The following is a 15,325-nucleotide window of genomic DNA, read 5'->3' as shown; positions in this document are numbered from 1 at the left end:
ACTTTGTTATTTCTCAGTTGACATACTACCGCAGGTCTTTTATGTAACGTACAGTTTTTCTATAATTAGATATAGAATTTCATTTTTGATTATATCAAATCAAAGGTTAGTACAATCTGTCCCTTTAAGAAAAACAAATAAAAAATGAAACGCACCTTGAACGCTTGTACAGTAGGGGATTTGGCGTTTTATGAAAAAAAAATGTTGCCACTATAGGTCTGTGGAGATGATAAAAAATGAAACGTGAAACAAATTGCATTAAACCTTTACGAATCAGTAAGTTTATAGGGTTTCATGCAAAGTTCTTTTGAAAAAAAGTTGCCATCATACAGCTATAACGTTTCATGTTTTTATTGAATGAAATTATTTGATAGAAAGTAGATAATAGTTGTTATATAAGGGATTAAAATAACTTGTACTTCAAAAGTTATTGCCGTCATATAACTATAACCGTTTCATTTGATTTCAAAAATGCTGCCGTCATATAGCTATAACGTTTCATGTTATAAAAATAACTTAAATTATATTGAAAACTACTATAACCCTAGATATATATGGACTTTTGAGTGTTTTGTGATAAAAAAAGTTGCCACCATATAGCTATAATGATTTAATTTCATTTTTCTTTCTTTTTTATGAAAAGGCTGTATATCAACGTTTATTTCTAAATTACATAAAATAAATTTTTTTTGAGAAGAATGCTTCTTGGGGAATTCTTCTTTCTTTTTTAAGCGTTGTTGCCACCATATGGCTATAACGTTTCAAGAATTGATAAATTATTGCCAAAATAGAGCTATATGGGATTAAAAATACAAAGTTGATATCAGTGTAGGGTTACATGATTTCAAGTAAGGTGTTATTTGTATAGTAGGCCAATAGTTTTCAATTTTGTCTGACATACGCTAAAAATGAGAAGGTGTAGGACAAAAAGTACAGTGTTCATGAAGGTTCATTTTTCATATCTAAATTTAATTAAGCTTTGTAATGCTTTCACGGTAAATTTTGTGTTTTTTGTAAGTTGAATTAGTGATATGTTCTATTGCTTCTAAGTTTGGGCTAATTTTTTCTTAGTTCAACAGCTATAAAAGAAAAGTAATCGCTTTTAAATTTTATCAGGTATTTCAATACAGTCTATTAACGCAATAAACAAAGAATATAGGGTTTAATCACAGTAATAAATTACTTCCACATGTTGCTAAAATTTACGACTTTATTTACAATCAACAATTGAACCGGTATTGTAGAGTAGTAATTTTCTAAATAAGAATGGTTTTATCAGTTTCTGATAGAAGTATTTCTTTCCTCAAAATTATGTATGAAGGTGTAAGTTTACGTTTGTAGGTATGCGGTAAAGAGGTAAGATGTATATGTATTTCATATCTCTTTATGTAACTAGATCGGAATGAAATATTCCAGAAATGCCTTAACTTTATGATATGTAGCCATCATATGGCTATGACGTTTCACTTTTCTAAAATGTAAACGAGAATCTGCCACTGCAAGTAAGTTTGTAAGAAATACTAAGTGTAAGGTCATTCACTTTGTTAGGAGGTATTAAAATATGGAGAAAGTATTAGTATTGTTCAGTGACGCCCTCCTACTTGCTGCCCCAATTTATGAAGAAAACGAACCATTATGGGCCAAATGGAAAAAATATTATAACGAAGTACAAGAGAATCATGAAAAATTAGTAACGTCAGCTAATATATCGCCTTCGTTTTCAGCACTTGTCTCTTGGTTAGGTCAAAAACAAGAGCAAGGGATATCGGTGCTAAGTATTTATGCCAACCTGAATAAATATAAAATTGAGATTCAGAATGTACTAGGAAAGATCATTGAACAAGAATTAGGAGGGAAATTTGAAGTGCTTGAATCAGCCCAAATTTCACACTCTAAAGGCAGTAAGATTCAAGACCATATAGTAGATATATCCGGAGAATATTATCCTGTAAGTAATGATGCCATGTATTATCAATTACGTGATGGCATAGCAAAGAATCAATTTGAAGAAGATGAAATCGTAGCTAAACCGGTATTACCATTAGAAACGAAAAATTCAAGTGGAGTTGCGCAACTATCTTCACATAAGGACGAGGATTTGAGACTAGTTAACACAAACGAAGCAGAACGATGGTCTATATTAGTTGACGGAGTAATTAGTAATATGGATGATCTTACAGCAGATTGTTTGGATACAATTACAATCCAGTGGTTAAATCAAGCTAAATCTCCAGATGAATTTATAGATTTTAGTTATGAAAATGTATTAGAATTGTGTAATGTGCCAAAAGCCTCTGCAAATGGTGTAGAGTACTATCGTGCAGAAGATAAGATAAAGGTAGCGCAACGTATTGCAGCTTTGGCAAGTATTTTTATTTATTTGAATGATGAGAATGAAATTGTGGTACTAAACGACCAGGCAGAAACTGGCCAACAATTTGAAATGAAACGTGAAGTGATTAAAAGGCTGTTCGTACTGGATTCCGTAGTGTTATGGAGAGACAAGAATACCAATGAGTATATGGGAATAGAATCTTGTAAAATTAAACCAGGTAGTTTTTTATCAGGCTATTTGTATGGTTCAAATAGTACAACGGCGTTATTATCAAAAAAAGCACTAGAATATAACAGCTATAGACACAAGTTTCATAAACGTTTAATACGTTATTTATCATGGCAGTGGAGAATCCGCCAACAATACAGTACTCTAAAAAGACCATATTCGATTGGTGGAGAAAAAGGTTTGTTATCTGTAATGGGTATCAAAATAACGAATGGACGTCCACATCGAATTAGAGAACAACTAGAAAATGTTTTAATGGACTTAGAAAAAGAAAAGGTAATCTCACATTGGGCATATGCGGAAGAATTGGATGAGACAAAAATAGGAGGGCGTAATTGGTTTAAGAATTATTATGCGAAATTAGGAATCATTATTCTGCCTCCAAAAGAATTGATCAATAATATAGATAATATAGTGAAGAAAAGAACAATAGATTTACAAGAGAAACAAGAAAGTCATTATATTACAAATACAGTAAAACAACATACTATAGGATTAGAAGATATGATTCTAAAAAAAATTATGTATCAGCATGTGCATCAAAATAAAACAATGCGTGAGATGGCAGATGAAATAGGGTTATCACCTGCTACGCTATCGAGATTTTGTAATAAAAAAATGAAACGTATTTCAAAAAGTGTCAATGAAAAACTCAACAAATGGTATGAAAGACAAATAATTATAGAGTCTATGTAAAAAGAAGCAAATGCCTTATTCAAAGGTACTAGCTTCTTTTTGTTCATGTAATGGGGAACGTGTATACAAAGTTGTTTTAATTGTGTGCTCTCTAAAAGAGTACAAGAAGAACAATAGTTAACAGGATGCTATGCCATTTTAACGGTCCGTGTGAATTACCCGCCACTTAACGTCCTAACGAAAAAACCAATTACATAGCTAGTTTGAGCAAGTTGATGCTTGCGTTTATATCCTTATCTTGACACTCCCACGGCTAAAGCCGCAAGTCCTACACCTTACGGTGTAACGGATGGGATTCTTGAATGACGAAACGTTCGCAGTCCATTTCTGTTTTGAACAGTCTTCAAGATGAGGGTGTGCCATCACCCCTCCTAAGACAGACCATATAGGTTCTTAGGCTGATTGACTATTACCGCCAACCACAGTTGCGTAGCGAATGTTCATCGCTCCAACGATATCGCGATGTTTCTCAAATCCACATTGACACTTATATTTTCTATCCTGTGCCTTGTTCTTTTCAGTACACTTTGGACATGCTTGACTTGTATAAGAAGGGTTCACATATTCAACCTTTATACCAGCTAACTTTGCTTTGTACTCGACGAAGTGTGCGAGACGATAGAATGACCAAGTGTGTAGATTTTTTTCGTTTTTACGGCTTGTTCGTGCCGTCTGTCTCATGTTCGTTAGTTGTTCCAATCGAATGACAGAGATAGTATGATCCGTTGCAAAATCAATGATTTCACGACTCACTTTGTGGTCTTGGTCTTGCATCCACTTTTGTTCCTTATCATCAAGTTGCCGAAGAGCATTTAGTTTTTTAGCTTCTCCTAGCTTCCTACGAACACTTCGAAACTTACGTTTCATATATTTGTTTTTCCTACCATTTCCAAAGAAACGAACTTTGTCATCATCTGTGATGGCTACCGCAGGAACTTTGAGACCAAAGTCTACTCCTAGAATTTTCGTTCCTGTTTTTTCTATTGTAGGGACCGTGACAGATATCTGAGCGATCCATTTACCAGATTTCTTTGTGATACGAAGTGTACCTAACTTGTGTTTCAACAAGTCGAAGTTACGATTATGTTTGTCGGTTAATAAGGCGCGAACCTTTAAACGAGTTGACTTTCCATTTACCATAAACGGGATTGAAATGTGCGTGAAGTCGAATGAATCGTTTTGGTTATTCCAAACACAAACAGGTCTTTTTAGAATCGGAACGATTTGGTATGTACTCTTTTTCACTTTTGTAGAAAATACACTTTTTGCATCTTTAATTGCTTGATTTTTCACCACACTTGGAAGGTTGGCTTCCATATCCTTTGTACTTTTCTTTGTGCTTTTCTTTGCCTCAATCATTTCAGATACAAGTGTATGAATGAGTTTCATGTACTCGTGACTACTTTGTTCCAATAACTTGATTTGTTCTTTTGTCGGAAGCAATTTAACTTTGACCGTCATGGTTTGTGTCACAAGTTTCACCCCCTTGTTTTTTGACTTTCTACATACTGTTTTATTGTCTCACTTGATACATTCCCAGCAGTAGAAACAAAATAGGAACGAGTCCACAGGCTTGGCAAATGCGCGTGATGAGGAAACGCTTCTCTTAAACGCTTTGATGTCACTCCTTTGATTTTTGCCATTGTATCAGCAGGACTGAGTGTTGGAAGGGTATGCAAGAACAAGTGAACGTGGTCTTTGTCACATTCCATCGCGACAATAACAACATCCAGTTCGATACATATCTCTTCAACCAACTCTTTGAAACGTTCTTCTACTTTTGTGTGAAGAAAAACCTTTCTTCTGTATCGTGGGCAAAACACAAAATGGTAGTTTATTAATGATACGGTTGTTTTGGCTCTTCTATAATCATTCATCATGTTCATAGTGTATCAGTTTTGATATTTAACTATAACAAGAAAGGTGGAAAAATAAATGATACCAACATTTTGGATACTTAAAGTGCCACAACATGGACAGTCCCACTCAAGGAGGTTTAGTTTTTTGACATCTTTGTTTTTGTAACCACAGCAAGAATATAGTTGGCTACTTGCATAATTCTTAGGTGCGATAATCAAATCACGACCTTTCCATACGGCTTGTAGTCCAGATATTTTCTTCATTTAGCCCAAGATATTTCACGACTTGTTTTTGCTAACGTATGGTTTTTTATATGTTCTTCACTTTCAAGTCTTCTATCACAATTACTTGGTTTTCGTTTGTGATTTCGCTACTTATTTTGTGAAGAAAATCATTACGTTGATTCGCAATCTTTTCATGAAGTCTTGCGACTTTTAACCTAGCTTTATTTCGATTGGCCGAACCCTTCTTTTTACGTGACAAAGAACGTTGTAGAAACGCTACTCTTTTTTCAGCTTTTCTCAACCATGTAGGGTTACTATATTTCGTACCATTAGACAATATTGCAAGGTCTTTTAAGCCAACATCAATCCCCACTTGTGTATCCATTTTAGGGAATAGCTTTTCCTCTTCTGCTACCAATACGGATATAAAATATTTACCAGTAGGTGTTTGAGAAATTGTAACAGATTTTATCCATTCAAAGAATTGTCTGTGTAGCTTCGGTGGTTATCTTTCTTACTTTTAAACTTTGGAAATCCAACGGATTTATCACGTAAGAAATTAGCGTATACCTTATTTAGATTCTACTAACACCAAGCTATCAACTTCCCTTAGAAAAGGAAAATCAGTTTTATATTGTGCAGGTGTAGGATATTTGATGGATGTATCTATGCATGTTTGGGATGCTTGATACGAACGCAACCAAATGTTTTTGCGAAAAATAATCGTTGTTCATCATTCGGATAGATACGATACTTATATGCTTTCAACATGACCTCCACCGCACTTTTCACCTTGATTGTCAATATTCTTTTAACTACATCTAGTGTTGCGTCACCAGTAGTCGCTAAACAGAAACTTCTTGACCAAAACATTTCTTTCCACCGTTTCTTTTTTACTTGCGGAAAATCTCTCTTAATGAGTCGAGACCTTGCACTTTTATAAGCCTGAATAAACTTTGTCGTTTCTGTATTGGGATGTACCTTGAACAAAGTCGGAGCATGGTCTACACCATGATGCTATCCGACTAAAGTTACATTGTATGTTTTAGACAGTCGTACAAAATACATTTCTTCTATATTTTACAACTAACACAAGAGGATCATGCAATAAGAATACTGCATGATGATTACGATCTCATTGCATTGATATACCAATCTTTTATTTTGATAAGACTAATTATATCAAAATAAAAACAAAAAAATAAAAAGCCAAGCCAAGTTCTTTTTGGCTACGCCGAACCGAAATTCATATCCCCCTACCGTTGGTCTAGCGCCCTTCACATGCTTGTGGAAGGAGAATTTTTTCGGATAGTGCGTTAAAATTAGGGGCTCTGGTTAGTGCTAGTTAACGAATTGAATATATCTGAGCAATTATTACCCACATATTACCTGAAATGAAGTGATTATGACAGCCCTTTCGTGTTTAGGTTTTCAATAGTTACCATGAAGTGTCTACATTTGTTCGTATTCAGTCAAGGTAGATACAAAGTATTTACTATCAGATGGTATAGAAAATTCACATGATTTGAGTTTTGCTACTTTAATATGAATGCATAATACTTCCATTTACTATATAGGTTGTATAGGAAGCTTTTGTTTATTTAGTTGTTCTTAATTTATATTGTATTTCTCATATCTTCCTTCACGCTTAGTCAGATTTGATTATGTGCGCTTTGTATATAACTGAAATATATAGGCTTAATTATGTTTGGCCCCCCTCCCCTCACTTAATGATTAAGAAAAAATTCCAAATCTTATATGAATACATGTTGCCGTTTCTGTATTAGATTGTATCTGAGACAAAATATGAACGTGTTAAACTTTCTGATGCCTCTTTCGTGGGAGAATAAGAAGTAGAGTGTATGCTAAACAGAAGTACATCTCCGCCTATCGTTGAATTCGCAAATCGATGTTGGCGGAGTTTACGTGCTTCATACCGCTGTTAGTTAATATGAAATTGATAAAACTTAATTTAAAAAGTAGACAAATAAATAAAAATAAGTCACAAGTTTATGTAGTATTCTGAAGATTCTAGAGACAACTTAACATAACAATGACGTTCCTCCTATTTTTATATTTATACTATGTTTTTATTTTGAAGGTATATACCTTTTGTTGTGCAATATTTTTTGATCCGCGTTTATTCTTCAGCATTTCTTTGCTATTCAACATGTCTATCACAACTTATTTCATATGTACGAGAAATTTGATATTTTTGTTTTTTATCGAGTCTGATTCTTATTTTTCTCGTAGTCAACAGCTAAAACAGTGCAAATTTTTATATAGAATCACAATCTTTTCTACTCCCGAATTAGTGACCTTTTCAATGAGTTGAATGATTCCTTTTTACTCTAGTTAATTCTAGTTGTTTAACGTTTAAGCTATTTTTCTTATTAAATGAGCAAATTCACCTATGGAATCGTACTGAATCTATTACTCTCTTCCTTTTTTGAATATCAAATAAAAAAAGAAAAAGAAATTATATTTTACGGGTTCATTTATACAGCGTTCATATAAAACTTATAAATAAGACTTGTTTATAAGTTTTATATGAATTTCATACTGTATTTTACATGTATGAAATTCATATTTAATCTTTCTATACAAGTGTTTTTTTATAAGACGTATTTATGCAACTTATATATAAGTTGCATAATGAAATGATTATAATAAAAGTATATTATTTTGAGGATATATAGTTTAGAGATTTGATTTCAGAGAGAATCCTACATGTTTTTTGTGTGTTTGTTCATTTTTTAATATGTATTGTTAATTATATGAACGCTAATATTAACATGTGTTATTCACTACTTGCATATACGTCTTATATATCTAATGTTGATATACAAGACATTAAGACTAATTTTATGTATTGTAACGTATATATAAGACTTATTTATAATGACTTGATATACATCCTACAATGATGTAAGATGTTTTTAGGAATAATTAACCAACATTTTAAGGGGGGGGCAAATTGAACGAAGTATTGAGTAGGAAATATAAACAAAACAAATTTACTGAAGAAGTTGTGGAAATGTTTGCAGATATTATTGAAGAAGACACTGTACTTTACAATGTGTTTCATTACATAGGATCTCAAGTCAATAAACAATATCAAGAGACAAAATATATGAGAGGTATTTCAATAAATGAGATAGTAGAACATGTTGTTGTTGATAGGAGGGTAAAGAAGCCTAGGGGTAGGTCTTACTCATTAGAATTTGAAAGGACTAACATTTCCAGAAGATCGGCAGAAGGAAGTGTAGGCACTTTAGCTGCTATGTCCTTAATAACAGAAAAGATTATGCACCCATATAAGTTTTTGGTTTCAACTATTCGAGGGCAACAAGTTTTAATCGAATTAGAGAAGCGTAAACAAAATATAAACCGAATAGAGGAGAGATAATATAATGGCGAAAAAATTTTTGAAGAATGAAGTAGCGGTGAAAATGACTATGGTCGGTTTTGGACAAGCGGGAACTAGAATGGTAGATAAGTTTGCTGAATATACCTACACGGACGGTACAGCAGTTTATAATTGTCTTGCATTGAATAGTAATGACGGAGATTTAGCAGAACTGAAACATGTTCCAAAAAGTAATCAAGTTTCATTGAAATTAGGCGGTTTAGGTAAGAATCCAGAACGCGCTATAAAGGTTTTAGAATCTAACGATGAAGCTAAAGATAGGTTGAAAAATTTTATAACGGAGCGTGTTCGACCATCTGACGAATTAGTGTTATTTTTTGCAGGATTAGGTGGTGGTACGGGTACATCTACAATTATTAAAGCGATTGAAGAATTCACTGCTTATCATAATAAACCTGTAATTGCTGAAGAACTTAAAAATATGGCCATGAAAATTCCTAGAGAAGAATTAATAGAAAATCAGCAAAAATATGCAAGAATTGCATTTAATAATGCAATAGAGCGTAAGGATTTCATTAAAATGGGGATTGTAGTTACACTGCCAGTTAGAGCGGATGGACCAGATGTGTTAAGACAAGTAAATAAGTTTTCTCAAGAAATATGGAAATTAGCAAATAATCCAGCAAAAGGCGTTGCATTTGTTGTATTTGCAGATAATCAACATTTTTATGATGAGTTTAAAGGGTTAAACGAAAATGAGAAAAAGGGCATTACAAATTCACGAGACTATGCAAATCAGCGCATTGGAGATATTATTCATGAGTTAAATACAGCAGCAAATGGTGGAGGAACATCTGTAATTCTAGATTCTCAGGACTTTAAGCGGATTTTATTGGAAAAAACAGGTTGTTTAGTAATCAATAAAGTTTCGCGGAATATGAATCAAATTGAAAATAGTAAAGAGATTGTAGATTTGTTTACAGAGTCCTTGAAAGGCAGCTCCTTCCATCACCCCATAGACCTGATGAAGACAAATGAAAATGGAGATTTAGAAGCATCAAAGATACATCATTTTGGTATGTTAGCAATTTTAGATGAACAAAAAAATATTGATGATTCATTTATGGATGATGCAAAAGTCGAAGTGACAAACAGACTCCCTATTAACGGCACTGTTTTTAATGGCTATTTAGTCAGTAAAAATGATTTTATGGGGAGTGTATATACATTTTATAAAACAGATGCACTCCCATCTAGATTATCGAAAGGATTAGTTGAAGAATATAATGAATTTAAAGCAAAACAAAGCCAAATTCATTATACAAAATCCCAAATTACTACAATTAATGAACAAGACTTAGATGATGATTTTAATATTAAATTTGGGGATTATTTCGAATTAGAACCAGTTGAAGATGACATATCTGAAAAAAAAAGTGATGAAGCATTAGAAGCATTTATGGATCCAGATACCATGTTTGGAGCGGAATAGAAAAATAAGCCTGGAATTTACCAGGCTTATTTTTCTATTTTTAATGTATTTTTCATGTGTTCAATCATATTCTCATCAATATAGTTCTCTATGAAAAGTTGTTTTTTCGCAAGGTCTTCTTCTTTTTTAAACCAACCCACTTTCTTAATACGAGTTTCTTCTGATTGTGTACTCCATTCTTTTTCGGCCTTTTTTCTCAATTCCTTACGTGCTCTATGCTGGATTATCATATTATCTAGCCGTTCTTGTCTTTGGCGCGCTTTTAACATTTCAGGATCCTCTGGTTTAGGTAATATAGTGTGTATAGTATCTTTAAGTTGTTCTTGATATTTTAATTCAATAGTTTGCAAATGCATTTGAACCTTTTGCTCTACTATTCTTTCAATAGTAGTTGCTATTTCATGCATGTTAAATTGAGCTGAGATTTCACTGGTTTGATTTTCTGGAGAAACGGGTCTTAGTTCAAATTGATGTGGTAAAAGCTCAATAATTGCATCTAGTGACCATTTTTCATCCCTCTTTAGCTTTATAAATAAAGCTATGTCTAAATCCAGGGTGTTATATAATTTTTCATTTGTATTATTGGTTCTTAATGTACCGTGTATCCCCTTTTCTTCTAGAGTATTAAACCAATTGTATACAGTGTTATGATGCCGGCCCACTAATTTTGAGAATTCTGTTATTCTCCATGCTTTTTCAAAAATATCTTCATGACTAGAATGTCCGTTTGTATTATTGGTATCATGTTCAATCATTGTTATACCTCCTTAGAATATAATGGTAAAGACAAAATGGAATTAACATAGCAAGTAACATTAACATGTTGAGTAGTTTTCGATAGCGCGAAACTCAATACCTCCTATTAATTGATATCTACATAAAATATATAATTAACATGTAAAAAAACACGTACCTGTATGATGGTATAAAATACAGATTTGAATGAACCTACTATCAATGTTATGTCGATAAAAAATAAGTGCTATTGCTATAAGATTGATAAATAAAACCTATATTAATGATAAGAAAATATAAGTGATTTGTAAACAAATTATATGAGGCCTATAAATATTAAAAAGAAAGCCTTATATTAAGGATAACAAAAATATACAGTGATATTAAAGTAACTAGTGCTAGGTTGATGACTATTAACCGTTGCGAATACTCATACCATAATCTAAAATTGCTATGTTTAATAAATGCGAGTAAAACGCTGTAATAAGACAACCTTCGCGGACTTATTCAACGAATTATACCGAAAGAAATACGCTATTAATGACCGCTACAGCCAGAGCTTTCAAACTTATAGTTCACGGAGTAGATTCAAATACCTTGTCAATGTTGTGTTCACAATTCAAAGGAAATGTAACTAGAGAGCGGCGCTTTCTTCAACTTACGCGATTAATCAAAGGATACGAACTAAATCCTTTGTGTGCGGTAAACTCAATTAAGGTAGTGATTACATATCAACACTTCCCTCAAGATAAACAAATAACACAACATGTCAATTCTACATTTCATATCAATAGACAATCAATCTGTTAGTGCGAACGATGCTTCCAGGAGAGATTGTCTTTAAAGCATCGAGATAGTGTATGTTAAAATTATTTCTAAAGATGGCAACAACAAACAACACCGGAAACATTGATATGTAATTAACAATTAACATGTCAATGCTAAAACTAAACCAAGAAACGGAGCGTATTCGATTCATATTGACATGAGGTTAATAAATCAATGTATAATCAATCTAATTTCAAACGATTACGAAACATAGCTTATCACTTAATTTATGTGCAGAGGGATCAATTTTAGCAGATGAAGTTTAAATGTTTTAGAAAATACAGTTTCAAATTGTGCAGTTAATCAAAAATTCAAGCGTAAAACTTATTTTTATATACTTCTATAGTAGACGCAATTGATATGTTAAAGATTCGTCAACAGCGCCTCTGGTGATTAGAAGAAAATAATATACCACAATTACCTACTCCATATCAGTAACAGATTGCTTAGTGTGAATAAGGTTTCGGAAAAATAAAATCGTATTTATACTGTTAATGTTATTTTTATGTGGTGTTAACAGCAAATGACGAAATAAACATCCGCATGTCAATATCAATCCACATGTCAATGACAACAAGAGTGCTATGTGTATCCTTCGCATTGACATAAAATGAATATGATATATATTGGGGTTTAATATTAAAAGCTTGTTAAAGAAGGTTTATTACTGGTGATGCACTTCTAGAGCAGTCTATTTTAATAGACAATCATTTCGTTTGGAAAACGAGAATTTGATATATACATATTAATATCATGTCAATAGTAGCTCTGTACAATCAGAAATCAATAATATAACATGTCAATTCTACATTCTATATTATTGATAAATCGACTTACTAGTGTAAACGATATTCTGAGAGAAGGAGTTGTTATTTCAATTAATTGTATTATACTTTGTTATGCTCTTCTGATATTAACAATAAGTACGGCGGGAGATTTGACATGTTAATGTTAGGTTATATGTTAATTATAAAAGTGACGATAGAAGACATTGTTATTGTAGTTTTTATTAATAAAAGAGTGAATTTTTGGATATCTTGGGTTTAATATAAACAGTTCCACAAGATTTTTAGAAAGAAATGGTGAATCGGTGTTTTTAGTATCAAACAATGAAGAATAATAGCGAGGAAGTGATACATGTTAATGTTTAAAATAGGATATATCAATATTATTTTGAATATTGACAGGAAATCGATAACTATAAATTTTGTGATATGCTAGTGGGAGCATGGACAGCTCAGGTATAGATATAGGCGTCACTCACAAGAACAACTTAATCACTTCTTGGGTATGAAAGGGAAAAGGCAGGTAAATAAAATGGTGATAGGATACTGTAGAGTTCGCTCGCCTAAACAGAAAGATGATTTGGAAAGACAAATGGATAATGTAAAAACGTATATGTTTGCTACAGACTATCCATTTGAAATCATCACTGATATAAGTAGTGGGATTAACTATAATAAAAAGGGATTACATCAACTAATTGATAAGATCACTCATTCAGAAATAGAAAAGATTGTTATTCTGTATAAAGATCGGTTCATTTGATTCGGGTATGATCGAAAACGGATGTAATACATATGGAACGACTATTGAGGTCATTGACCATACAGAAAAGACCGATGAACAAGAATGAGTAGAAGATTTCATTCAGATTATCACTGTTTTCAGCTGTAGATTGTAAGGTAACAGAGCCAATAAAGCCAAGAAGATGAGTAAGGAGTTGATGGAAAATGATACTGACGAGGAAAGTAAGAATAAGACCAAATAAAGAACAAGAACAGCAACTTTGGAAATCCGTCGGAACAGCCCGATGGGCTTATAATTGGACATGAGGTAAACAAGAAGAAAATCCAAGCCGTCTTGTTAGAATGATAATGTGAAGTTGAAAGTTCGAAATAACGAAGTGTGGATTGAAAAAGTTGGATGGATGAAAACATCAGAATCATTACCAGTCGATGTCAAGTATACGAATCCACGTCTTCATTTCGACGGGAAGTATTGATATTTGTCCGTTGGCGTAGAAAACAAGTGTCCCAAAATAGAATGAACAGATGTCTCACTAGGTATTAATGTTGGTATGAAGGAACTGACTGTTTGCTCGGATGGAGAGAAAAAGAAACATATCAACAAAACCCAAACAGTAAAAAAGGGAGAGAAACGCCTTCGTAGGTTGCAACGTCAAGTTTCTCGCAAATATGAAATGAATAAGGAGGAAAACCGTTTTACCAAAACCGGCATTATTATAAAAGTCGAAAAGAACATACAACACGTGCATAGAAGGTCGACCAATATCAGAATAAAGTATCTTCATCAAGTCACAAAAGATATCGTGAAAACCAAGCCATATCGAATTGTGATGGAAACCTGGAACATCAAAGAAATGATGAAGAATAAGCACTTGTCTAAAGCGATTGCAAAACAATGCTTATATAAGTTTAAGCGAAAAATACGGTATTGAATTTATGGAAGCTGATACATGATATCCATCTTCTAAGATGTGTTCAAGTTGTAGAAGCATCAAGAAAGATCTAAAGCTATCTGATTGCATATACAAATGTGCTTGTAGTTATGTCATAGATCGGGATTTGAATACAGTCATCAACTTGTCACGTTATGAATTAGTCAATAAACTAAACGTTATGGCTAATATGTAGGATACGTTGTATCCGAATTTATGCCCTCGGAAAGTTCTATCAAACAGTAGTTGCTTTGGGCAAAACCGGATTCGTAGAACAGGGAAATAAACAAAATTTATATACTTTTATAAGGTTTTGGAAATGGGGCTGCGCACGTTTAGTCAATCAAGAATCCCATCTGTTACATCGAAAGGTGTAGGACTTGTGGCTTTAGCTATGGGAGTGTCAAAAGAAATATATCAAAAACAGGATTTTGAGGGGATATAATCCGTGTTCATTCCTTATGGAAATAGTGGAAAATCAAATTTAGTATACAAGCATATGATATCTACCATTCAGTTAGAAAGAGATAAAAAGTAGCGCAAAAGATAATTTCAATTATCTTTTGCGCTACTTTTGGGATAGAGTAATGAAAGATAACAATATATAACAGTATTAAGGTAACCAGCTTTTAAGGGTTTCCATTAAGTCTTTTGCGCCTTCCTGGCTTAAAATTAAACGTCCGTCATACAATTCAATTTGATTTTCAGATGTTTGTCCTGTGATGAAACAAGCCCCAGGCTGTTGTTTGATGCGAACAGTTCCTTCTAGCACATACATTTCTACAGAAGTATTGGGAAGAAGATCGAGCGTCCGTCGTATCTCTTTAGGAAGAACAATTCTTCCTAAATCATCCACTCTGCGCATAACCCCTGTTTTTTTCATAAGATTCCTACTTTCCTTTTTGAATAGTATGTCCAATGTTTTACTTGTATACAATAAAATGTAGCTACTATCAGATTTTTATGCCTTTTCTATTCACTTGTGATATGTCTGATGCGAAATAAGAGGAAGTTTGTAATGTGATAACCATTGTATTTAGTAAAAAATGTAAAGTTTCAATCTAATTCTAATTTATGTATTATTATAATAATAATT

The 15,325-nt window shown here is 32.9% G+C and carries 10 protein-coding genes and 3 pseudogenes; 5 read left to right on the top strand and 8 right to left on the bottom strand.

Annotation, left to right across the window (positions count from 1 at the left end; genetic code table 11):
• Window positions 1-1,561 precede the first annotated feature (1,561 nt).
• The gene (locus tag MHH55_RS30650; RefSeq protein WP_078187461.1) at window positions 1,562-3,259 is read left to right on the top strand and encodes a helix-turn-helix domain-containing protein; all 1,698 of its coding nucleotides are present in this window, start codon (window positions 1,562-1,564) and stop codon (window positions 3,257-3,259) included.
• Window positions 3,260-3,652: 393 nt separating this feature from the next.
• Here MHH55_RS30650 and MHH55_RS30645 read toward each other — a convergent pair whose 3' ends face one another.
• From MHH55_RS30645 to tnpA (MHH55_RS30620), 6 genes and pseudogenes are all read right to left on the bottom strand, one after another.
• The gene (locus MHH55_RS30645) at window positions 3,653-4,732 is read right to left on the bottom strand and encodes an RNA-guided endonuclease TnpB family protein (RefSeq protein ID WP_078187462.1); all 1,080 of its coding nucleotides are present in this window, start codon (window positions 4,730-4,732) and stop codon (window positions 3,653-3,655) included.
• Window positions 4,733-4,737: 5 nt separating this feature from the next.
• The gene (gene tnpA, locus MHH55_RS30640; protein WP_078187466.1) at window positions 4,738-5,139 is read right to left on the bottom strand and encodes an IS200/IS605 family transposase; all 402 of its coding nucleotides are present in this window, start codon (window positions 5,137-5,139) and stop codon (window positions 4,738-4,740) included.
• Window positions 5,140-5,151: 12 nt separating this feature from the next.
• Entirely contained in the window at window positions 5,152-5,382 is a 231-nt protein-coding gene (locus tag MHH55_RS30635; protein ID WP_254849770.1) for a transposase, read from the bottom strand.
• Between the two features lie 46 nt (window positions 5,383-5,428).
• On the bottom strand, window positions 5,429-5,770 hold the full coding sequence (locus MHH55_RS30630) for a transposase (RefSeq protein ID WP_254849771.1): 342 nt from the start codon (window positions 5,768-5,770) through the stop codon (window positions 5,429-5,431).
• 239 nt (window positions 5,771-6,009) lie between these two features.
• Entirely contained in the window at window positions 6,010-6,114 is a 105-nt protein-coding gene (locus MHH55_RS30625) for a helix-turn-helix domain-containing protein (RefSeq protein WP_254849772.1), read from the bottom strand.
• Window positions 6,098-6,451: pseudogene (tnpA, locus tag MHH55_RS30620) on the bottom strand (IS200/IS605 family transposase). Before tnpA (MHH55_RS30620) ends, MHH55_RS30625 begins: the two are co-directional and overlap by 17 nt.
• A 1,869-nt stretch (window positions 6,452-8,320) precedes the next feature.
• Between tnpA (MHH55_RS30620) and MHH55_RS30615 the strand changes: the two are divergent.
• Entirely contained in the window at window positions 8,321-8,752 is a 432-nt protein-coding gene (locus tag MHH55_RS30615) for a hypothetical protein (RefSeq protein WP_078187463.1), read from the top strand.
• A 4-nt stretch (window positions 8,753-8,756) separates the two neighbouring features.
• On the top strand, window positions 8,757-10,205 hold the full coding sequence (locus MHH55_RS30610; protein WP_078187464.1) for a cell division protein FtsZ: 1,449 nt from the start codon (window positions 8,757-8,759) through the stop codon (window positions 10,203-10,205).
• A gap of 26 nt (window positions 10,206-10,231) precedes the next feature.
• On the opposite strand, the gene MHH55_RS30605 is transcribed toward MHH55_RS30610, so the two are convergent.
• The gene (locus MHH55_RS30605) at window positions 10,232-10,960 is read right to left on the bottom strand and encodes a terminase gpP N-terminus-related DNA-binding protein (RefSeq protein WP_078187465.1); all 729 of its coding nucleotides are present in this window, start codon (window positions 10,958-10,960) and stop codon (window positions 10,232-10,234) included.
• Between the two features lie 2,056 nt (window positions 10,961-13,016).
• Between MHH55_RS30605 and MHH55_RS30600 the strand changes: the two are divergent.
• Both MHH55_RS30600 and MHH55_RS30595 read left to right on the top strand, forming a co-directional pair.
• A pseudogene (locus tag MHH55_RS30600) lies at window positions 13,017-13,539 on the top strand (IS607 family transposase); the annotation flags it as partial.
• A pseudogene (locus MHH55_RS30595) lies at window positions 13,502-14,425 on the top strand (RNA-guided endonuclease InsQ/TnpB family protein). The pseudogenes MHH55_RS30600 and MHH55_RS30595, both read left to right, overlap by 38 nt.
• Before the next feature lie 417 nt (window positions 14,426-14,842).
• Here MHH55_RS30595 and MHH55_RS30590 read toward each other — a convergent pair.
• Complete coding sequence (locus tag MHH55_RS30590; protein ID WP_078188050.1) at window positions 14,843-15,112, bottom strand: AbrB/MazE/SpoVT family DNA-binding domain-containing protein; 270 nt, start codon at window positions 15,110-15,112, stop codon at window positions 14,843-14,845.
• Between the last annotated feature and the right edge of the window lie 213 nt (window positions 15,113-15,325).

The sequence above is a fragment of the Bacillus sp. FSL K6-2944 genome, from assembly GCF_038005385.1.
Classification (GTDB): domain Bacteria; phylum Bacillota; class Bacilli; order Bacillales; family Bacillaceae_G; genus Bacillus_A; species Bacillus_A cereus.
This window is presented reverse-complemented; position numbering and strand designations above follow the sequence as displayed.

What these genes read in the sequence shown, in the direction of transcription:
- MHH55_RS30650 (WP_078187461.1), top strand. Translation starts at nt 1,562, where the DNA reads ATGGAGAAAGTATTAGTATTGTTCAGTGACGCCCTCCTACTTGCTGCC.
- tnpA (WP_078187466.1), bottom strand. Translation starts at nt 5,139, where the DNA reads ATGATGAATGATTATAGAAGAGCCAAAACAACCGTATCATTAATAAAC.
- MHH55_RS30635 (WP_254849770.1), bottom strand. Translation starts at nt 5,382, where the DNA reads ATGAAGAAAATATCTGGACTACAAGCCGTATGGAAAGGTCGTGATTTG.
- MHH55_RS30625 (WP_254849772.1), bottom strand. Translation starts at nt 6,114, where the DNA reads ATGTTGAAAGCATATAAGTATCGTATCTATCCGAATGATGAACAACGA.
- MHH55_RS30610 (WP_078187464.1), top strand. Translation starts at nt 8,757, where the DNA reads ATGGCGAAAAAATTTTTGAAGAATGAAGTAGCGGTGAAAATGACTATG.
- MHH55_RS30605 (WP_078187465.1), bottom strand. Translation starts at nt 10,960, where the DNA reads ATGATTGAACATGATACCAATAATACAAACGGACATTCTAGTCATGAA.
- MHH55_RS30590 (WP_078188050.1), bottom strand. Translation starts at nt 15,112, where the DNA reads ATGAAAAAAACAGGGGTTATGCGCAGAGTGGATGATTTAGGAAGAATT.